The sequence below is a fragment of the Alteribacillus sp. JSM 102045 genome, from assembly GCF_041949975.1.
Lineage (GTDB): Bacteria > Bacillota > Bacilli > Bacillales > Marinococcaceae > Alteribacillus.
In genome coordinates, this window is the sequence record NZ_JBHFQG010000029.1 from 1 (window position 1) to 20,087 (window position 20,087).

Below are 20,087 nucleotides of genomic sequence, written 5' to 3' on the forward strand. Positions count from 1 at the left end.
ACTCGAGGTCGTATGTCGCCGTTTGGCGGCTTCTCCGGATCATCTTTGTTGTCATGGACACGGAGGACGAGAGGTGCACAGAAAGGCGCTACGCCGCTCCTGCGGGAAAAGCAACGGCTGAAGACCCCGAGGGAGCGTTTTACTCCCGAGGAGGCTGAAGCGTTGCCCGCGGAAAGCGAAGTGTATTTCAACTGTGGCTGTATTCAACAACAAAGTATGTGAAAACAGCCTTAAGGAAAAAGAAAATAAGCTCTTCAAAGAGGGCTTAAATATAATATACGAGGAGGAGCTTTCATGACAAAAGAATTTGTTTCTCACCAGCTGGTAGATTACTTGGAACATAATAATGTGGAACATATCTTCGGACTTTGCGGACACACAAATATTGCTGTGTTATCAGCTTTAGAAAAAAGTTCTGTAAGATTCATTGATGTACGGCATGAACAGATTGCTGCTCATGCAGCCGATGGCTATGCACGAGCAAAAAAAGAAACATCCGTTGTTCTTTCTCACCTTGGACCAGGGTTAACCAATGCTGCAACAGGTGTAGCAAACGCAGCCCTCGACTCTATTCCAATGGTTGTCATCGCAGGGGATATTCCTTCCCATTTTTACGGAAAACATCCTCACCAGGAAGTGAATTTACATGCTGATGCTTCTCAATATGAAATTTACCGTCCTTTTGTTAAACGGGCATGGAGAGTAGACCGTCCTGATTTGTTTCCGGAAATCTTAGACAAAGCATTCTCCCTTGCTCAGAATGGACGTCCCGGTCCGGTTCTGGTATCCGTTCCAATGGACATCTTTTCAGAACAAATCGACACAGCTCTGTTTGATCGGGTAAAACAAAACAACAAAGACTTAACAAAGCCATCGATTAGCGATGCAAAAGCGCGTCAAGTTATTGAAAGATTACTTGAAGCAAAAGATCCTGTATTTTATGTAGGCGGGGGTATTATGCTGGCTGATGCAGCAGAGGAATTCCGCGAGCTGGTAGACCACCTTGGCATCCCTGTTGCCTATTCCCTGATGGGGAAAGGGGCTGTCTCGGATGATCATCCGTTAACCCTTGGTATGACAGGGTTCTGGGGTACGAAGTTTATTAACGACAATTGTCGTGACGCCGATTTAATTCTAGCGCTGGGAACCCGTTTCTCGGAGGCTGATTCGAGCTCATGGTATCCAGAGTACACCTTCGATATTCCAAAAACAAAGCTCATTCACATTGACATTGACGGAAAAGAGCTTGGAAGAAACTATCCAGTAGAGCTAGGCATTGTAGCAGACCTGAAAGAAGCATTAACCGAACTAAATCGGGTGGCCAAAGAGATGGTGCCAGAGGGAAGAAAGAATCCAAAAATGGAAGAAGCCATTGCAAACTACCGTAAAGAATTTTTCGGAAAAATCGAAGAGCATCAAAAAAGTGATGCATTCCCGCTGCGTCCGGAGCGCATTTTAGCTGATGTTCGTTCCGCCCTGCCAAAAGATGCTTATATTACAACCGATGTGGGCTGGAACAAAAACGGGGTAGGTCAGCAATTCCCAGCTTATGAAGCAGGCACTATTTTAACGCCGGGAGGCTACGCGACGATGGGATTCGGCTCTTCTGCAGCTCTTGGTGCAAAACTCGCTGACCCTGAAAGAGTAGTTGTTTCTTTAATTGGAGATGGAGGTTTCGGCCAGAATCCGTCTGTAATGGCAACTGCAGTCGAGGAAAACATTCCTGTTATTTGGGTGGTTATGAATAACAGTGCATTTGGAACAATCGCCGGTCTGCAAAAAAGTCATTATGATACGACCTACGGAACGGTATTTAAAAAAGATGGCGAACCTTACTCCCCTGATTTTGCAGCTGTAGCAAAAGGTTATGGCGTCAATGGTGTAAAAATCACCAAAGCAGAAGATTTTAAACCGGCGCTTAAACAAGCGATCCAAAGCAACAAACCGTTTTTACTTGATGTTTCGATGAAAAATGAACCGGTACCAACGGATGGCCACTGGAATATTATGGATATTTATTCCCCTGGCAAGAACATTTATCACGTGTCTGTATAAAACTTTGAAAACATGGAGGAGGAGCAAAAAGACGATGACAAGAAAATTTTCTTTAGCACACCTTACCGTGCTCGATTGTGCGCCCCCTGAAATGACCTATCTTGCTGCTCGGGCCGGCTATGATTTCGTCAGCTTCCGCCCCATCTACATGGGTCTTCCTGGGGAACCCAATTATGAACTGGCTGAAAATAAACAGATGCTCTGGGAAACCAAGACGGCATTGTCTGAGACAGGTATGAAGCTCTTGGACATTGAACTTGCCAAAGTCTACAATGGGGTCGATCCGAAAAGTTATCTGCCTGCCATGGAAGTCGCTGCTGAACTTGGAGGACGGCACGTTCTCAGCAGCATATGGACAGATGATCGAAACTATGCGATTGAACGTTTTGCAGAAATTTGCGAATTGGCAAAACCTTTTGGCCTCACCATAGAGCTGGAGTTTGTACCGATTGCGAGCGTGCACAATCTCGATGGCGCTTTAGATGTATTGAACACCGCAAAGCAGGAAAATTCCGGTCTTATGATAGATGTCCATCATTTTCATCGCTCGAAAGATAAAGTAGAAGATTTAGATGCGGTGCCGCGCGATTGGTTCCGATATCTCCACCTTTGCGATGCACCAGGAGAAATTCCAGCTTGGAAGCCTGAAATGACCAGGGTCCTTCGAGAAGAACGCTCCCTGCTTGGAGAAGGCGGTATTGATGTTGGAAGCATTCTTAGCAGAATTCCTGACATTCCTTATTCGATTGAACTGCCAAACGCAAAACTTACCCAAGAATTAGGTCAAGAAGAATTTGCGCGGCGCTGTTTACAGTCGGCAAAGGACTATTTAAATACACATCCATTAACAAAGCAGGAGGTGAATTAGGTGAATAGTGCACCGTTAGAAGGAGTAAAAGTTTTAGACGTATCAACGATGATCGCTGCTCCGTATGGATCCGTACTCTTAGGAGATTTTGGAGCAGAGGTTATTAAAGTCGAAATGCCGGGAAAAGGCGATACTTTAAGGCATGTAGGCCCATTTAAAGGAGATGAGCCTCTTAGATGGCCGGGACTTTCCAGAAACAAAAAATCGCTCACCTTGGATTTGCATACAGACGAAGGGATAGATATTTTAAAAAAACTCGCATACGAAGTAGATATTCTGATCGAAAATTTTCGTCCGGGAACTCTGGAGAAATGGGGAGCAGGCTATGAAGAATTGAAAAAAATAAACCCAAACCTTCTTATGATAAGAGTTTCGGGATATGGGCAAACGGGACCGTACAAAGAAAAAGCAGGTTTTGGTACTCCTGCCACAGCGTTTAGCGGATTCACTTATTTACAAGGATATTCAGACCGCCCGCCCGTCAGTCCATCTTTCTCGTTAACAGATTATATCACTGGTGTCTATGTAGCCTTTGCGGCCGTGACCGGTTTATATCATAGAGATACAAACGAAAACGGTGCAGGACAAATTGTAGACATCGCACTTTACGAAACGGTTTTCCGGATGATGGAGTTTCTTGTCGCAGAATATGATCAGCTCGGAAAAGTGAGAGAACGTGCTCCAGGTTTAAGCGGACATTCCAGCCCGGCCGGAACATTTGAGACAAAAGATGGGCATTATGTCGTATTAGTAACAAGTACGGACACGACGTTTAACCGTTTGGCGAAAGCAATGGGAAGAGAAGATCTCTTAGAACATGAAAAGTTTTATACAAATTCAGTAAGACTTCAAAATGACGAGGAAATGGTTAAGATCGTGGAAGATTGGATGAAAACCAAGGAACGGGACGAACTGGTAGAGTATTTAGGCGAATACGGAGTCCCAGTAAGCCCGATCCTCAATATACAGGATATCTTTGAACACCCTCAATATCAAGCCCGGGAAAATATTATTGAGCTTGAACACCCAAGATTAGGAAAAATAAAAACACCTGGAATTGTACCAAAGTTCGAAAAAACACCAGGAAGTGTAAGAAATCTCTCTCCAGATCTTGGGGAAAACAATGAAGAATTGCTATCTTCGATGCTCGGATATTCCGACGAACAAATTGCGGAGTTAAAAGAAAAAGGAGTTATTTAACAATATTCATCGGTATGGGATCCCCGTACCGATGAATTTATTGCAGCAGGAAGCAGGTGAAAAACCATTTTCTTTTTGTATTCTTTTATCATTTTTTTATATATTATCTATCAAGTGTGGCCATTGCCTCTCATAAACTATGCACTTGGTATTTTATCGATCATTGTCCTTTTGTGGACAGTAGGGAAGACAGGACTTTTGTACCGAACGGTCGGTCTTATTTTTTTAGGGCTTGGTTTGATGGTCGTTATTACCCAAGAGCACTGGAAATTTTAACGTATTTCAGCTCGCTGTTTGGGCTGCTCGCATTATTTTTTGTGCTTCCTTTTATGATTACGATTATCAAACTTGGACGCTACGATAAGAACTTAAGCCGAATGATTTGGCTTGAACACCAGCAATGCAGGAACTCTTTACAAGAAAACCTCGTTCGCAACCTACGTGCTGACGTTTTTTTTAAAAATTGCTACCGTTCCTATAATTATTGGTTCTGTTCGCAACAAGGTAAAAGAATTTGGAAATGCATTCATGCAGCAATTTTTCTCCCATGGGATATTTCGTCCATATGCCCTTGTCTTATTTTGGAGTCCTATCGAAATTTTACTTGCTGACCCTCGATATCACGGGGCAAAGCTATTTATGGTTATTGCCGGTATTGTGGGTGAATAGTCTCTTATTTCTATTTGCTGATTGAAGAAAATGGAACAGCTATGATTTAACGGATGACACATGGCAGCATAGATTAGAAAACTTGGCCTCTATTAAAATGAAAGGCTTTGAAATGGGTCTTGCCGTATTAATGTTTATAATGATTGTGTTAACCATCAATCATTGGGGCGGCCTTGGGTTTCTTTTTACGGTAACCGTAACGATTATACCTTTTTCATTTGCCTGGTCTATCGCTATTAAAAAACCAAAAATGTATAGGCGGCTTGGATACTTGATGGCAAAAAATAATACAGATAAGCTTCATGGATTGTTTTTTCTTTTCTTGTTCGCCGGTTTTTTTGTAGAGTTCATGCCGTATACAAGCCCGTTTGCATATATTAATAACGTCATTCAATATGTTTACGAAACCAATATGTATTTTCTGGTGTATTTTCTGTTGTTTTTTCTAATCGGAATGTTTATTTTTGGACTGGCGTTTGCAGGCTTTCATCCACTTGTTACCGTCGCACTGCTGGTGCCATTCATACAATCCTTTTGCAGGTGAGCTTTCATTTGGATTAACGCTTACTATTTTTAAGCTCCGCCGTGTGTACGATGATGATCGGTCCGTTTAACGTAACACCGGCCGTGCTGGGAATGTATATTAACATGAATCCTTACCAGGTCAGCATGAAAAATGTTTTGTTTGCTTTCCTATTTATAATGTGGAACATCTCGATGGCTTATGGAATCACGAAGCTGCTTGGAGCGGTTTGACACTTAATTTGTAAATTGGTTAGAATGAGATCATAATCTACAGGTAGAGGAAGAGTGTTTGTTCTATGGAAAATGTACCTTCGCTAAGAGAAAGAAACATTGCTCTTATTGGTTTTATGGGAGTAGGAAAAACGACCATTGGAGAACTGTTATCTAAAAAATTATACCGTGATTTTGTAGATATCGATAAGGTGATTGAAGCGAAATACGGCATGGAAGTTTCCGAAATCTTCCGAACCAAAGGGGAGAAAGAATTTCGAAGAATAGAAAAGGAAACTTCTATTGATTACTGCAAAAACAGACGCTTAAAAATTCTTTCTCTTGGCGGTGGAGCATATACTCAGGACGAGATTCGTGAGGCATGCATGAAGTACTGCATTGTTATTTCGCTCGATCTCACATGGGATTCATGGAAAGACCGGTTAAGCTTAATTATTGATAACCGCCCGGTTTTGCATAATAAATCGATGGAAGAAATAGAAGCTCTTTTCCAAAAACGCCAGAGCACCTATAATATAAACAGCTTTCAAGTGAAAACGGATGAGATGAACGCAGAAGAGGTGGCCGATGAAATTGTCAGCCTCTTAAAACTCGGCTGGGAATGGTACCAGCCTCATGCGGTTGATTAAAGAATATAAATGGAGCAGTCTGAGGGTGATATTGTACCCCTAAAGTAGACACGAAAAAGAAACTGCCGGTATTCTACAATTACGACAGTTTCTATTCGAGTACCTTTAGGGGGTTTTTTGTGTGTCTGAAAAACGAAAGAAAGGATCTGTTTATCCGGTTAAGCTTAAAAAACAAGCTATTGATTTGTATTATAAGGGCTTTGGACGTACAGATATCGCAAAAGAGTTAAACATTTATAATAAAAAATTAGTAAATGAATGGGTGCGAAAATATGAAAAAGAAGGATTTTCTGGTTTAGAAGATCGTCGTGGCTTGGCACGAGGCGGAAACAAAGGAAGGCCGCGTAAAAAGCCGTTAACGTTGGAAGAAGAAAATGAACGCTTAAAAATAGAAGTGGCGTATTTAAAAAAGCTCATCGCACAGAAAAGGGGGTGTTAAGGAAAGACGAAGAATTTGCTTTTGTGTTGGAAAATGAAAAGAAGTTCTCGATTACCATGTTAACGAATTATATTTTTGCTTCTCGTTCGGGATATTATAAATGGAAAAACGAACATGAGTATCGTTTGAAACACCTACAAGACGAAGAACTTTATGATTTAATATCCAAGGTATTTGAACAATCAAAAGGAACCTATGGGAAGTGGCGCATTAAAGCAGCCCTTTACCGGGAGGCATTTCAAGTGCGAACTGCCATATTTCGGTTCTCCTCAAACCTTTGAAGAGTGCACGAAGCCATTGACGCTTATATCTTTTATTAGAACGAAGAACGTATTCAAAATAAATACGGCATGAGTCCGGTAGACTACCGATCTCAGGCCGCTTAGTAGTACAAAATCTAGAAACTCAGTTGTCAAGGCACCGTGGAATACCGGAGTGAAGCGAGGATATGCCGCGAAAGGCCTTGATCGGCTTTGCTTTTTACAAACTATCCATTGGCGTTCAAGAGACGACACGTCGTCTTGAACGCCTTAACTAAGAAGTGAGTCATTTTAGCACATGAATTTGTCCTGCTAATCAGGATTTGATTTATTAGTGTCTACTTGACAGGTACATGTTCAGGGAGAGGCTGCTCTTTTTTCGTGAAAGTCGTGGGGACGGCCGGAAACCGAGCGGATAAGGGATCCTAAGTCGGTTAAAGCACTATCAGAGCAGTAGTAGTCCGTTCATTCAAATGTTAGAATATTCATACTAGGAGGAATGATTATGAAAAAAGTATTGATGCTGCACGGCATTAACCATAATATGTTTGGCAAAAGAGATCCGAAAATGTACGGGACTATAACACTGGACGAGATTAATAAAAATATGACCGAGCTCGGGGAAGAGCTGGAGTTGGAAGTAGAAACATTCCAAACCAATCATGAAGGAGAAATGGTGGAGCGTATTCACCAGTGCTATCAGGGCAAGGTGGATGCTGTCATTATTAACGCAGGAGCCTGGACGCACTACAGCTACGGTATTAGAGATGCATTGGCTATCTTGGAAGTGCCGTTTATTGAAATTCACATGTCTAACATACATGCAAGAGAAAGCTTTAGGCACCATTCGGTATTTGCTGATATCGCCCACGGCCAGATCAGCGGCTTTGGTGTGGACAGTTATCTGCTTGCGTTAAGAGCAGCTAAAACATTGATAGATGAACGAAATGTATAGCAGGTAAAAATTTCTGCTACTTCTTTCGATTCATGACTTTGATTTTCCAACATCGGATTTTTCAATAAGGGTCTCTCGATCTACTTCTCTCATATTGCAGGAGATAAAACAAATTCTCATTGAACTGCTAAATGGTTTAATGATACACCACAACATATCAGACATGGTGACAACAGATGATATGGAATCAAATCCCGTTATTTATAACAGCTCTGAAAAAGAACGTTTGTTCCTGTTATATCCTATTTTGAAGCTTTACGTGAAGCAGGTTTAAGACTTCCCAAGCAGATTGGTTCTAATGTGAGCATAGTTGGTGCACTTGTATGTCAAGGAAGAGGAATTAGATTTTCATGAAGAAGGAATGAAATTTTTCAATATATTTTCTATCAATTCCTTTTTTTCTGCAAATAAACGGAAGATCATCTATTAGTTTTTGCGGTTATTAACTACATTTAATATTGTTACAATTAAAACGCATTCAGTCACAGAAAAATTACTTTAAAGGAGAGTGCTATAAATGGATCCAAAAGATTTTCGTAACTGTATGGGACACTTTGCTACTGGAGTCACGGTAGTAACGAGTGAGACTGAAACAAAAACGCATGGGTTTACCGTCAACTCATTTACTTCGGTTTCTCTTGACCCTATGCTTGTATTAGTATCAGTAGATCGAAACACAAAGGCTTTAGATGTATTGAAAGATAATAATTTTATAGTCAATGTTTTACGTGACGATCAGCAAGATACAGCAATGCATTTTGCGGGACGTCCTCAAGATCCGAAACCTTTTGAATGGGAGAAAGGTTTGTTGGGACAGCGCATAAAACATTCACTTGCTCACATTGAGTGTGAACCTTGGGTTGCTTATGATGGTGGAGATCATGTTCTTTATCTTGGTGAAGTTAAAAATTTTGAATATTATAGCGGCCAGCCATTGCTTTATTTCTGCGGTAAGTTTTCGGAAGTTACAGGAAAATAGTTGTATCTTTTTGAAATCGCATACAAACGAATTCAGTTTTGTCGAAGAATTTTATCACAAGATTCATTCGATTGACTCGGAAAGAGTAAACGGAATTTTATGAGACATGGAAGGACCTGGAGGTAAAAGACGAAGAAAGCTTTTCTACTTGGCTGTAAGTAGAATCTTCTGAAGCCCCAGCCTTCCCTTTATCTAAGAAAAGAACAGCAAAAGATTGGAAAACTTCGGGATTTTTTATCAAGTAATTGAGTTGTTAGGGCAAGAGCATTCTTGCTGCTGCTTATATTACAATAAAATGAAAACGGTTTCCTGGTGTATAAGGTTAACACTCCATTACAAATATGGACATTTTCATGAATGGTATAGGATCTTGCTGTTTAATACTATATGATATAAGTGCTAAGCTTAAGTATTTTTAATTGAGGTGGCTAAATAAAAACGAACCTTTGTAGGTAATGAAATGTCAGAGGTACATAATTAGATAGAGATAGTCACAAAAGAAAAAAAGGGTGACCATACATGAAAGCTAATCGTTTAATGCTGAATGATTTAATGGAAGTGAATCCGCGAACGGGAGTAATAACACTAAACAATAAACGAATGGCTCTTATGTCTGTCCAAGCTTTAGGTATTTTACGCAGGGATTTAGTTGACACCCTGAGTATGGAACGTGCGAAAGGTTTCTTAATGAGATATGGAAGAGCTTGTGGACAAAAGGCTGCCGAAGATTTAGAACAAACGTATAAATGGGAATCAACGGAAGAATTAATGTTAGCTGGTCCCGCCCTTCATACTTTGGAAGGAGTTGTAACGGTAGAAGCAGAAAATATAGAATATAATGATGACACACTACATTATACTGGTTATTGGAGAAATTCATTTGAGGTTGAAGAACACCTTTATCATTATGGAGAAAGTAAGACTCCAGTATGTTGGATTTTGGTTGGATATGCAAGCGGATTTCTCACGAAACTTTTTGGAAAGCAAGTACTCGTCCATGAAGAAAAATGCAAAGGAAAAGGAGATCCTTATTGTTATTTCGTAGCGAAAACCTTCGATCCTGCGGACAAAAAGCAACAAGCAGATTTACGTTATTATGAAGCAGAGTCCTTAATTTCTGAATTAGATCGTTCCTATAAAGAGATCAAGGAATTAAATGAAAATATCATTGAATCCGAAAGAGTCCAAAAAAAATTAACAGATTTATTATTAGAAGATGAATCATTATCGAGTATGCTTGAAGTAGTTTCTGCTGCTCTTCACAAAAGTATTATTATTGATTATCGATACGGCAAGAATGAAGGTGTTTTTTTAGAAGAAGAAGCATTTATTGAAGAAAATTTGTTGGAGAATCCGAATAACTTAATAGACAATCAAAAGATGATGGAAATGTATCCTATTCATGCAAAGGGTAAAAATTTAGGAAATATGATAGTAATTGGAGAGGAAAAAAACAAAAAGAAAGAGGAATTGATTATTCAACGTGCACTTACTATTTGTTCGATTAAAATTTTTCATGCATTCCAATTAATTCAGTCTAAGTGGCAAAAGAAAGAAGAATTTTTTGAAGAACTGCTGAACAGTGAAAAAGATGAAGAAACACTTCAAATAGGAAGTCATGTGTTTGAGTTTAATTCTCAAAACGACAATCGAGTTCTTACAATATTAGTGGATGATAAAGAAAGCAATGAACTGATTTTAGAGCATCTGAACAGTAAATATACAGCACTGGATATATTTTTGAAGGATAAGTATATTATTTTAATTTTATCTGAAGACTATAATAAAAACCTGGAAAATTTTGCGAAAGACCTTCAAGCTTCCATTGAAAATAAATTTAAGAAAAGCATAACGTATATAGGTGTCGGGAGGGCAGTAAAAGGCCTGAAAAAGCTGGCAAAAAGTTACCAGGATGCTAGTCGTATCTGCGACTTCCTACAACTGGTCCATCCAAATGACAGTCATATATCATACTTTGAAGAGTTAGAACCAATAGTACTTCTTCTCAAAGCCACGGACCAAGAAGATCTTATTGACTTCTGTAAAAAAATGATTGGTGATTTAATTGAATATGATAAGGAAAATCAAAGTAATCTTTTAATAACACTTAAATCTTATTTAGACAATAATGGAAACTTACAAAAAACTGCAAATGATCTACATTTATCGATAGCTGGTTTACGATATCGTCTTGATAAAATTGAGTCGTTTGGTAAGAAAGGGTTAAAGACAGGGTCTGGCCGGTTTAAATATCAGTTGGCCATAAACATGTACTTTTCCATGCAAATCATGGATAATTCTTCGAATATACTTTAATGAAAAAGACTACTCTTTTTTATAAGAAAGGATAAGCCGTTGACAAGAGCACGTAATGTGCCTGTTGACGGCTTTTTTAAAAGCTAAGAAAGTATATATAGTTTTTCAAAACAGCAAATGAATAAAAAATATTATCGGTAAACCATGTTTTTTTACAGTTACGATAATTCAGATAAAAGTCTATACTGTACACATATCATATTTGAAAGCGCTTTAAACTATTGGCTTCCTTTTCAGAAGGCAAAAAAGGTTTAGAGCAAGGGAAATGTAAAACCAAAAGAAAGGGGGAACAAACATGAGCAAACAAACGAGAAAGATTGACATGAAAGAGGGAAGCTCGATTAGTTCAAATTTCACTAAACCCCCAGCCCTAAAAAGTCAATCATTAAAACCCGCAGGAAAAGATAAGATAAATTCAAATAGGAAGCACTCTATTCATCAAGCAAGTGCTGCTACAAGGCATATATTTAAAAATGAATGGGGGGTCGGATAAATTTCAGCTGGATTCGGTAGTTTCCTAGTAACAATAGATTGGAAAGCTACTTTGAAAATTTCTAATAATAACATTGACTATTTGAAGGAGGAAGAATAATGGTAACAACAATAACAAAAAACAGACCTCTTACTGGTGCACAATATTTAGAAAGTTTACGAGATGGCCGGGAAGTATGGTTTCATGGAGAAAAAGTAGACGATGTTACTACCCATCCTGCATTCCGGAACGCTGCTCGCTCAATCGCCAGAATGTATGATGCATTGCATGATGAAAAAACAAAAAATATTTTAACAACCAAAACGGATACTGGCAATGGAGGCTACACTCAAAAATTCTTTAAATACGCTAGAAGTGCCGATGACCTTTTGGCATCAAGAGATGCGATCGCCGAATGGGCTCGTTTATCATATGGTCAAATGGGAAGATCTCCAGATTACAAAGCTGCTTTTATGGCTACCTTAGGTGCGGATCCTGATTATTATGCACCGTATGCCGATAATGCAAGAAGATGGTACAAAGAAGCACAAGAAAAGAACTGGTTTTTCAATCACGCAATTATTAACCCGCCAGTAGATCGTAATAAACCAACAGAAGCTGTCCAAGATGTCTTTGTTAAAGCGGAAGCAGAGACAGATGAAGGGATTATTGTTAGTGGGGCAAAAATGGTAGCCACTGGTTCTGCATTAACCAATTATAATTTCGTTGCTCACTACGGAGCAGTTCCTGTCGGATCCGAAAATATGGCTCTAGCATTTGTAGCGTCTATGGATACACCGGGAGTCAAACTTATTTGCAGACAATCTTATGAAATGAACGCCGCTGTAATGGGAAGTCCATTTGACTATCCACTAAGCAGCCGTTTTGACGAAAACGATGCCGTTCTTGTTTTTGAGAAAGCGCTTATCCCTTGGGAAAATGTTTTCATTTACAAAGATGTAGATAAAGCTAACAACTTTTTCCCAGAAAGTGGTTTCCTGCAGCGTTTTACGTTCCATGGTTTAACAAGACTGGCTGTAAAATTAGATTTTATTTCAGGGTTGCTTATTAAAGCGGTACAAACAAGCGGAGTCGATCAATTCCGCGGAGTCCAAACACATGTTGGTGAAGTTATAGCATGGAGAAACATGTTCTGGTCTCTCAGTGACTCAATGGCATTGAATCCAGACAAGAGCAGAAACGGTTCGGTCGTGCCCAACCTAAATGCTGGACTTTCCTACCGTGTGTTCATGTCTGAAGGATGGCCGAAAATTAAAGAAGTCATTGAAAATGTAGTAGCAGGAAACTTAATCGTTCAGCCATCCAGTGCAGACGATTTCAAAAATCCTGAACTGCGCTCTTTGATCGATAGAATTTACCGTGGATCAAATGATATTCAAGCTTTAGAAAAAATTAAGTTGGTTAAATTGCTCTGGGATGTGGTTGGTTCAGAGTATGCTGGAAGACATGAACTTTATGAAAGAAACTACTCTGGTAACCATGAAAATATTCGGTTTGAAAACTTGACAATGGCACACCAAACAGGAGAAGCAGATAAATTTGTAAAGTTCGCTGAAGAGTGCATGAGTGACTATGATCTCGATGGATGGGTAAATGACACGTGGATCAATCCAGATGACGTAAACTATTTTAAAAAATAATTTTGATGCGTAAGGGGAGGAAATAATTGTGTATATTTATAACAACAATGAATTGAATTTGGAATCTTCTATTATTTCCATTGGAGCTTTTGATGGTTTGCACCGCGGACATCAAACGTTGATAAGACAAGCTGTTCATCGTGCGCGAGAACTAAATGTGCCGTCTGTTGTTTACACTTTTAACTCTCCCCCTCGCGCTTTCTTTCAGAACAGTATCGTTTTAACGTCCTTAAATGAAAAAATAGAACTGATAAAACAGTTTGAAGTGGACTATATAGTCGTTGCAAACTTTAACGAACAATATGCGTCACGCCCTGCGTCAGCGTTTATTGAAGAACTTTGTTCACTTGCACCAAAGGAAATTTTTGTCGGTCCTAACTTCACCTTTGGAAAAGGCAAAAAAGGAGATGTTTGCTTACTCTCTGAAAATTTTAAAGTAAACGTTCAACCCTTGATCACCTGCGAAAATGGAGAAATTATATCCTCTACTAGAATAAGAAATCTACTTAAAAAGGACAAACAAGCTCAAGTAAGTAAGCTGTTGGGCCGAGAATATCACAGAGCAGTAAAACAAGCTGTTTCCCAGTTATAGGGAGAGGGTTATGAATAAATAACTATAGGAGGAAATCACAAATGGGTGAAAAAATTGCTACAAAAAAGAATGCACGAGTAGAAGAAGTATTTAACCTGTTTATCACACACATTCAAAATTTTTTGAGAGAAGCCAACCTGAACCACCAAGAGTACACGAATTTTGTAAACTGGGCGGATCGCTTAGGAAGAAAAGGAGAGCTTCCTTTGTATGCAGATGTATTCCTTGAAACACACGTGCTTGAAGCCATGTACACCAATATGCCTGGTACCCAGCCTTCTCTGTTAGGACCTTATTTTGCAGAAGGATCTCCATTAATTGAAAGCGAGCCAGGTGAACCGCTTGTTTTAACACAGCGTCCAGATGAGCCAGGCGATGTACTGTATTTTAAAGGCCACGTAGAAAACACAGAAGGCAAGCCTCTGGCCAACACCCGTATTGAATTTTGGCAGAATGACAATTCGGCAAAATATTCAAACTTTGATTCTGATGCACCTGACTTTAACCTAAGAGGTCATTTCTATACAGATGAAAATGGAGACTTTGAAGTTAAAACAATAGTCCCTGTTCCTTACTCCATTCCAACAGATGGACCGACAGGAGAGTTCTTGGAATATATGGATCAGCATTCTATGCGTCCTGCCCACCTTCACATCATGTTTGAAGCAGAAGGTCATGACACTCTTATCACTCAAGTCTTCTTTGAAGGTGATGAGTGGCTTGAAACAGACGTAGCAGAAGGGGTGCGTGAAGAGCTTATAACGAAACTGGAAGACAAAGGCGACCACAAAAAAGCATCTTTAAACTTTGTGATGCGTCCTGAATAAAAATTTTGTAAGGGGCATTTTGAATGTCCCCCTTTCTTTTTTCCAGCTGAGAATGAGAGTTACTTTACGATCGGAGGATAATATGGAAAAAGTATCTATTAAAAATGTAACCACACAATTATTGGACATTCCTATCAAAAGGCCGCACCAGTTTTCTGCAGTGAAAGTATCTTCTAAAAGTTTTGTTTTAATTAAAATTGAACTTAGTAACGGGGTCATTGGTATTGGAGAAGGGACAACTCCGGGTATTTTTTGGAATGGAGAAAGCGTTGAAACAATGAAGCTTGTTATCGATCAATATGCTTCTCCTCTTTTGCTAGATCAAGACCCCGTTCATACTGAAGCATTGCTCCAGAAATTGAATCGTCAAATCCGCGGTAACTACTTCGCAAAAGCAACCATAGAAATGGCTCTCTTTGATGCCCTGGGAAAAATGTATAATGTCCCTGTTCATCAATTACTGGGAAGCCTCTATACAGATAAAATTCCAGTTCGCTGGGCCTTGGCATCTGGAACACCAGAAGGCGACATCGAAGAAGCAAAAGGCCATGTTGCCTCTGGAAATTACGAAAATTTCAAAACAAAATCCGGCAAAGAAGCTCCCGAAAATGATGCTATACGTTCTATCAAGATCGCAGAAGGAATTAAAGGTCATTCTAAACTTGGAATTGATCCCAATGGTTCCTGGGACCGTTTAACCACGATGAAATGGATGGACACTTTCTTTGAAACGGGGATCGACTTCCTTGAGCAGCCTCTCCCTCCTGCTGACGTTGAAGGAATGGCGAGATTGGCTGCTATGAAAAAAGTTCCAATTATGGCAGATGAAAGTGCCTCCACTATTGAAGATGCCATGCGGCTTGCAAAAGAAAACGCCGCCGATATTTTTTCATTAAAAATCCATAAGGCTGGTGGGATGAAAAATACGATTAAAGTGGCAGGCATTGCACAAGCATCCGGTATTTCCTGTTTTGGAGGTACATCACTGGAAAGCTCCATCGGTACTGCCGCATGTATCCATGCTTATGCTTCTATTCCCAATCTTGATTATGGAAGTGAATTATTCGGTCCGGATTGGCTAGCCGATGATTTGGTAAAAGAACCACTCACTTCAAAAGGCGGATATGTGCACGTCCCAGGCAAACCAGGTTTAGGGGTAGAATTAGACGAAGAAAAAGTTTCTACCTATTTAAGAAAGGAGAAATAATATGATGAGACATTTACCTGCCCCCCCTCTCTCCTTCTTAGCTGACATGGAATTAACTGTAGAGGGAGCTCATTTACCAGGAAAAACCCCGGCCGGCAATAGACGGATCATCCGGGTAACCGGCGGTGCTCTGCGCGGAGATAAATTGAATGCTGAAGTTGTACCTGGCGGTGATGACTGGATTACCGTTCAGGAAGATGGAACTATCATACAGGATGTCCGCATACTTTTACGTACTGACGATGATGCTTTGATTTTAATGTCTTACCGTGGCATCCGTACTGGAGAACCTGAAGTGTTGAAACGACTCGATAATAACGAGGGCGTCGATCCAGATGAATATTATTTTAGAACGTCTCCGATTTTTGAAACAGCTTCTTCCAAGTATGATTGGCTGAATAGACGAGTCTTTGTATCAAAAGGTATCCGGCTGCCGGGAAAAGTCAACTACTCTATCTACACGGTAGACTAAAATTTGGATTGAAAGGACTGTAAATATGGGAGAGTATGTAACACCAAGAAGCGGACGCACATTATACGTTCATGATACTCCTGGTGATCAGGGGACTATTGTGGCTGCCCACGGTCTCACCGGTAATCATAAGCAGCTCCACTTTTACCAACAAGCCCTTTTTGGAAAATACCGGTTTATCAGCTACGATATTCTTGGACGAGGCAATAGTGATGAAGCAGACCCGGCGACCTCCATTTTTACTCATGCTGACGACATAGTTGATCTTATAGAGGCGTTGAATATAGATCGGCCTATCTTAATGGGGTATTCCATGGGAGCCTATATCTGCTCTCTGGCGGCGGGCCGTTTGTCAAACGTCGAACAGCTCATCCTGCTGGATGGAGCGGGCGAAGCAGATGAGACAACGCAAAATCTTGTTCTGCCTTCATTAGGGCGTTTGGAAAAAGTGTATTCTTCAGCAGAAGAATATGTGGAAGAAACCAAAAACCTCTACCAAAACCTCAACATTCATTGGGACAGTAAATTAGAAGAAATAGCCCGCTATGAAATCAAGCAGGACGGAAGCAATTGGACGCATAAATCAGATTATGATTTAACCAAACAGGATTTTGAGAGCTTTTATTCTTTTAATCCAGCTAAAGTATGTTCTGCTATTTCTTGTGAAACGTTATTAATTATTGCTACTGGGGCGATGAAGGATAACAAATCTCTTTTTAAAGAAGAATCCTATACAGAAACACGGAAAAATATTCAGCACTTACAAACAAAAATAACACCTGTTAACCATTACGAACTTGTGTTTAATAAACAGCAGGATGTTTTGGAACACATTCAACAGTTCTTAGCGAACGGAGGGACAAAATCATGACTGTAACGAAAACAGAGGATGTCCAAAGTGTTATAGAGAGAGTGAAAACAGGGGATGTCGTCATGGTCGGCGGTTTTGGCCTTGTAGGAAGTCCTCTTACTCTTATTGACTCCTTAATAAACCATGACGCTTCGGAGCTGACCATTATTAGTAACAATGTCGGTGAAGCCGGTAAAGGCTTAGGTATTCTGTTAAGACAAGGAAGATTGAAAAAAGCGATCGGTTCGTATTTTACAAGTAACCGTGAAGTGGCCCAGTGGTATAACGAAGGCAAACTTGAACTCGAATTGCTTCCTCAAGGGACTCTTTCCGAGGCTATTAGGGCAGGAGGAGCCGGCATTGGCGGCTTTTATACAAAAACCGCGGTAGGCACAGACCTTGCCAAAGGAAAAGAGACCAAAGAAATTGACGGCGAAACCTACCTTCTTGAGAAAGCATTAAAGGCTGATGTCGCCTTAATCAGAGCTTGGAAAGCAGACACAAAAGGGAACCTTGTCTACTATAAAACAGCAAGAAACTTTAATCCTATCATGGCATCTGCAGCTAAATATGTCATTGCAGAAGTAGACGAGATTGTCGAGGAGGGCGAATTATCACCTGAAGAGATCGCAACGCCTCACCTTTACGTTGATTCTGTTATTAAAAGCCGTTTGATCCTAACAAGAGACGGGGTGGTTGAACGTGAATAAAAAGGAAGTCATTGCAAAAAGAGCAGCGGAAGAACTTTCTCCTAATTCTATTATTAACCTGGGTATCGGTGTTCCAACCCTGGTTGCCAATTACCTGGACAAAGACAAGTATTATTTACACACAGAGAACGGTCTGCTTGGTGTTACTTCCGTAGAAGAAGAAGACATTGACCCTCTGCTGGTAAATGCAGGCAAGCTTCCAGTCGGAGAAGCAGTAGGCGCTTCCTATTTTCATAGTGCCGACTCATTTGCTATGATCCGCGGCGGTCATGTGGACGTAGCCATCCTGGGTGCTCTTCAAGTAGACTCAAAAGGCCTGGTTGCGAATTGGGCCATTCCTGGAAAAGACATTATTGGCGTTGGGGGAGCAATGGATTTACTGGTTGGTGCTAAAAAAATTATTATCACTACCAACCATGTATCTAAAGAAGGGTCTCCTAAATTTGTTGAGGAATGCACGTACCCTATTACATCTAACCGGAGAGCAGACGTGATTATTACAGACATGGCTGTCTTCAAATGGAAAGAAGGCGGTTATGAGCTGACCGATTTAATGGGTGATACTACTTTAAAAGATGTAGAAAAAAACACAACTGCTTCCTATCATATTAGTGACCAACTACTGCAAAAGGAGAGTAAATAATGAGTGAAGTTGTAATTGTTGATGCTGTTCGTACACCCATCGGTAGGTATAAAGGAGCACTCAAAAATGTGCGCCCTGATGATCTCGGTGCAGTAGTGATTAAGGCAATAATGGATAGAAATCCAAACCTTCCACCAGATGAAATTGATGACGTAATTTTTGGTAATGCGAACGGTGCAGGAGAGGAAAACCGGAATGTGGCCAGAATGTCCTCCCTTCTTGCCGGTCTTCCGCAAACAGTCAGCGGAACAACCATTAACCGCCTGTGCGGTTCCAGCTTGGACGCTGTATGTACAGCTGCCCGCGCTATTTTATCTGGCGAACAAGATATCATCATCGCAGGTGGCACCGAAAGCATGACCCGTGCTCCTTTCGTTATGAAAAAACCAGAAAAAGATTTTCCAAGAGGAAATATGGAAATGTTTGATACTACGATTGGCTGGCGATTCCCAAACCCTAAAATGAAAGAAATGTACGGAATTGACTCTATGCCGGAAACCGCTGAAAATGTGGCAAAACGTTTTGGTGTTTCCCGTGAAGCACAGGATGAGTTTGCTTATCAAAGTCAAATGCGTGCTAAAGAAGCCATTGAAAATAATCGTTTCAAAAACGAAATTGTACCTGTCGTTGTAAAAGATAAAAAAGAAAATCAAACCATTGTAGATACTGACGAACATCCACGTCCAAATACAAACCTGGAAAAATTAAGCAGTCTCCCTCCTATTTTCAAAGATGGAACTGTAACGGCTGGCAATGCCTCCGGGGTGAACGACGGGGCTTCTGCTCTATTAATCATGAGTGTCGACCGCGCTAAAGAACTGGGGTTAAAACCATTAGTTCGATTTAAAGCTTCTGCAACAGCCGGTGTGGAACCTTCTATTATGGGTATCGGTCCGGTTGCCTCTACCCAAAAGCTAATGAAGCGCAACAATTTGCAAAGCAGCGATTTTGATCTCGTGGAATTGAATGAAGCTTTTGCTTCTCAATCACTTGAATGTATCAAGCAGCTCGAATTGGATAGAGATAAAGTAAATGTTAACGGGGGCGCTATTGCCTTCGGACATCCGCTGGGTGCCAGTGGAGCAAGAATTTTAACGACACTAATTTATGAAATGAAAACACAGAACGCGGGGTTAGGACTTGCCACGATGTGTATTGGTGTGGGCCAAGGTATTTCTGTGGCAGTAGAAAATATAGTTTAAAATCATTTTTTAGGGAATTAACTACAGCTTCGTAGTTGGCTGGTTTGAGTTTGAAAGAAATAGATTAGATTAAATTAAATGGAGAAGTGCTGTTATGTAAGCAGTAATCCACCTTCATGAATGTCCACACCTGAACTATTATCTAAAATTTTAAAATGCTTTTTTTACTAGGAGATGACTTTTGGGATTGACCCGGAGTCATCTTATTTTTTCCTGTTTTCATGTGTGAACTGGTAAGAAAGAAAAATGCTGACACGTGTCTAATAGGTTGTTCAGATAAATAACAACAAATATTTGTATATGTAACTCAGAAACACTGATAGTT

21 protein-coding genes and 2 pseudogenes are annotated in these 20,087 nt (G+C 40.3%); all 23 read left to right on the forward strand.

Translation table 11 applies throughout. The features are described 5' to 3' along the window. A pseudogene (locus ACE1TI_RS16370) lies at positions 1-222 on the forward strand (hypothetical protein); the annotation flags it as partial. 72 nt (positions 223-294) lie between these two features. Beyond that, on the forward strand, positions 295-2,055 hold the full coding sequence (locus ACE1TI_RS16375; protein ID WP_375008630.1) for a thiamine pyrophosphate-binding protein: 1,761 nt from the start codon (positions 295-297) through the stop codon (positions 2,053-2,055). 34 nt (positions 2,056-2,089) lie between these two features. After that, entirely contained in the window at positions 2,090-2,923 is an 834-nt protein-coding gene (locus ACE1TI_RS16380) for a sugar phosphate isomerase/epimerase family protein (protein ID WP_375008631.1), read from the forward strand. Further along, a complete protein-coding gene (locus ACE1TI_RS16385) occupies positions 2,924-4,123 on the forward strand; it encodes a CaiB/BaiF CoA transferase family protein (protein WP_375008632.1) in 1,200 nt (399 codons plus the stop codon). A 387-nt stretch (positions 4,124-4,510) separates the two neighbouring features. Beyond that, complete coding sequence (locus ACE1TI_RS16390) at positions 4,511-4,792, forward strand: hypothetical protein (protein WP_375008633.1); 282 nt, start codon at positions 4,511-4,513, stop codon at positions 4,790-4,792. Between the two features lie 112 nt (positions 4,793-4,904). Beyond that, positions 4,905-5,336 (forward strand): hypothetical protein, encoded by a 432-nt coding sequence (locus ACE1TI_RS16395; protein WP_375008634.1) that lies wholly within the window; start codon positions 4,905-4,907, stop codon positions 5,334-5,336. 277 nt (positions 5,337-5,613) lie between these two features. Further along, complete coding sequence (locus ACE1TI_RS16400; protein WP_375008635.1) at positions 5,614-6,177, forward strand: shikimate kinase; 564 nt, start codon at positions 5,614-5,616, stop codon at positions 6,175-6,177. 121 nt (positions 6,178-6,298) lie between these two features. Further along, positions 6,299-6,616 (forward strand): terminase gpP N-terminus-related DNA-binding protein, encoded by a 318-nt coding sequence (locus ACE1TI_RS16405; RefSeq protein WP_375008636.1) that lies wholly within the window; start codon positions 6,299-6,301, stop codon positions 6,614-6,616. Further along, complete coding sequence (locus tag ACE1TI_RS16410) at positions 6,610-6,897, forward strand: hypothetical protein (protein ID WP_375008637.1); 288 nt, start codon at positions 6,610-6,612, stop codon at positions 6,895-6,897. Before ACE1TI_RS16405 ends, ACE1TI_RS16410 begins: the two co-directional genes overlap by 7 nt. A 484-nt stretch (positions 6,898-7,381) precedes the next feature. Continuing rightward, complete coding sequence (gene aroQ, locus ACE1TI_RS16415; RefSeq protein WP_375008638.1) at positions 7,382-7,831, forward strand: type II 3-dehydroquinate dehydratase; 450 nt, start codon at positions 7,382-7,384, stop codon at positions 7,829-7,831. A gap of 246 nt (positions 7,832-8,077) precedes the next feature. Then, positions 8,078-8,155 (forward strand): annotated as a pseudogene (locus ACE1TI_RS16420) (spore germination protein); the annotation flags it as partial. 193 nt (positions 8,156-8,348) lie between these two features. Continuing rightward, positions 8,349-8,810, forward strand: coding sequence for a flavin reductase family protein (locus ACE1TI_RS16425; RefSeq protein ID WP_375008639.1), 462 nt, complete (start codon positions 8,349-8,351; stop codon positions 8,808-8,810). Between the two features lie 519 nt (positions 8,811-9,329). Next, positions 9,330-11,126 (forward strand): XylR N-terminal domain-containing protein, encoded by a 1,797-nt coding sequence (locus tag ACE1TI_RS16430; protein ID WP_375008640.1) that lies wholly within the window; start codon positions 9,330-9,332, stop codon positions 11,124-11,126. A 295-nt stretch (positions 11,127-11,421) separates the two neighbouring features. After that, entirely contained in the window at positions 11,422-11,619 is a 198-nt protein-coding gene (locus tag ACE1TI_RS16435; protein ID WP_375008641.1) for a hypothetical protein, read from the forward strand. 98 nt (positions 11,620-11,717) lie between these two features. Beyond that, positions 11,718-13,259, forward strand: coding sequence for a 4-hydroxyphenylacetate 3-hydroxylase N-terminal domain-containing protein (locus ACE1TI_RS16440; RefSeq protein ID WP_375008642.1), 1,542 nt, complete (start codon positions 11,718-11,720; stop codon positions 13,257-13,259). Positions 13,260-13,287: 28 nt separating this feature from the next. Then, positions 13,288-13,851 (forward strand): FAD synthetase, encoded by a 564-nt coding sequence (locus ACE1TI_RS16445; RefSeq protein ID WP_375008643.1) that lies wholly within the window; start codon positions 13,288-13,290, stop codon positions 13,849-13,851. A gap of 41 nt (positions 13,852-13,892) precedes the next feature. After that, positions 13,893-14,678: a dioxygenase family protein gene (locus ACE1TI_RS16450; protein ID WP_375008644.1), complete on the forward strand. Its 786-nt coding sequence runs from the start codon at positions 13,893-13,895 to the stop codon at positions 14,676-14,678. Positions 14,679-14,760: 82 nt separating this feature from the next. Continuing rightward, positions 14,761-15,885 (forward strand): muconate/chloromuconate family cycloisomerase, encoded by a 1,125-nt coding sequence (locus ACE1TI_RS16455; RefSeq protein ID WP_375008645.1) that lies wholly within the window; start codon positions 14,761-14,763, stop codon positions 15,883-15,885. Position 15,886: 1 nt separating this feature from the next. After that, complete coding sequence (locus ACE1TI_RS16460; RefSeq protein WP_375008646.1) at positions 15,887-16,357, forward strand: DUF3237 domain-containing protein; 471 nt, start codon at positions 15,887-15,889, stop codon at positions 16,355-16,357. Positions 16,358-16,382: 25 nt separating this feature from the next. After that, the gene (locus tag ACE1TI_RS16465; RefSeq protein WP_375008647.1) at positions 16,383-17,228 is read left to right on the forward strand and encodes an alpha/beta fold hydrolase; all 846 of its coding nucleotides are present in this window, start codon (positions 16,383-16,385) and stop codon (positions 17,226-17,228) included. Then, a complete protein-coding gene (locus ACE1TI_RS16470; protein ID WP_375008648.1) occupies positions 17,225-17,917 on the forward strand; it encodes a CoA transferase subunit A in 693 nt (230 codons plus the stop codon). Before ACE1TI_RS16465 ends, ACE1TI_RS16470 begins: the two co-directional genes overlap by 4 nt. Continuing rightward, entirely contained in the window at positions 17,910-18,560 is a 651-nt protein-coding gene (locus ACE1TI_RS16475; RefSeq protein WP_375008649.1) for a 3-oxoacid CoA-transferase subunit B, read from the forward strand. The genes ACE1TI_RS16470 and ACE1TI_RS16475 overlap by 8 nt, the downstream gene beginning before the upstream one ends. Continuing rightward, positions 18,560-19,762 (forward strand): acetyl-CoA C-acyltransferase, encoded by a 1,203-nt coding sequence (locus tag ACE1TI_RS16480; protein ID WP_375008650.1) that lies wholly within the window; start codon positions 18,560-18,562, stop codon positions 19,760-19,762. The genes ACE1TI_RS16475 and ACE1TI_RS16480 overlap by 1 nt, the downstream gene beginning before the upstream one ends. The last annotated feature ends 325 nt before the right edge of the window (positions 19,763-20,087 follow it).

Bases quoted from the DNA above. Each gene is read 5' to 3' on its own strand.
- ACE1TI_RS16480 (WP_375008650.1), top strand. From the start codon at position 18,560: ATGAGTGAAGTTGTAATTGTTGATGCTGTTCGTACACCCATCGGTAGG.
- ACE1TI_RS16380 (WP_375008631.1), top strand. From the start codon at position 2,090: ATGACAAGAAAATTTTCTTTAGCACACCTTACCGTGCTCGATTGTGCG.
- ACE1TI_RS16460 (WP_375008646.1), top strand. From the start codon at position 15,887: ATGATGAGACATTTACCTGCCCCCCCTCTCTCCTTCTTAGCTGACATG.
- ACE1TI_RS16450 (WP_375008644.1), top strand. From the start codon at position 13,893: ATGGGTGAAAAAATTGCTACAAAAAAGAATGCACGAGTAGAAGAAGTA.
- ACE1TI_RS16440 (WP_375008642.1), top strand. From the start codon at position 11,718: ATGGTAACAACAATAACAAAAAACAGACCTCTTACTGGTGCACAATAT.
- ACE1TI_RS16375 (WP_375008630.1), top strand. From the start codon at position 295: ATGACAAAAGAATTTGTTTCTCACCAGCTGGTAGATTACTTGGAACAT.
- aroQ (WP_375008638.1), top strand. From the start codon at position 7,382: ATGAAAAAAGTATTGATGCTGCACGGCATTAACCATAATATGTTTGGC.
- ACE1TI_RS16425 (WP_375008639.1), top strand. From the start codon at position 8,349: ATGGATCCAAAAGATTTTCGTAACTGTATGGGACACTTTGCTACTGGA.
- ACE1TI_RS16400 (WP_375008635.1), top strand. From the start codon at position 5,614: ATGGAAAATGTACCTTCGCTAAGAGAAAGAAACATTGCTCTTATTGGT.
- ACE1TI_RS16435 (WP_375008641.1), top strand. From the start codon at position 11,422: ATGAGCAAACAAACGAGAAAGATTGACATGAAAGAGGGAAGCTCGATT.
- ACE1TI_RS16430 (WP_375008640.1), top strand. From the start codon at position 9,330: ATGAAAGCTAATCGTTTAATGCTGAATGATTTAATGGAAGTGAATCCG.
- ACE1TI_RS16395 (WP_375008634.1), top strand. From the start codon at position 4,905: ATGGGTCTTGCCGTATTAATGTTTATAATGATTGTGTTAACCATCAAT.
- ACE1TI_RS16465 (WP_375008647.1), top strand. From the start codon at position 16,383: ATGGGAGAGTATGTAACACCAAGAAGCGGACGCACATTATACGTTCAT.
- ACE1TI_RS16455 (WP_375008645.1), top strand. From the start codon at position 14,761: ATGGAAAAAGTATCTATTAAAAATGTAACCACACAATTATTGGACATT.
- ACE1TI_RS16470 (WP_375008648.1), top strand. From the start codon at position 17,225: ATGACTGTAACGAAAACAGAGGATGTCCAAAGTGTTATAGAGAGAGTG.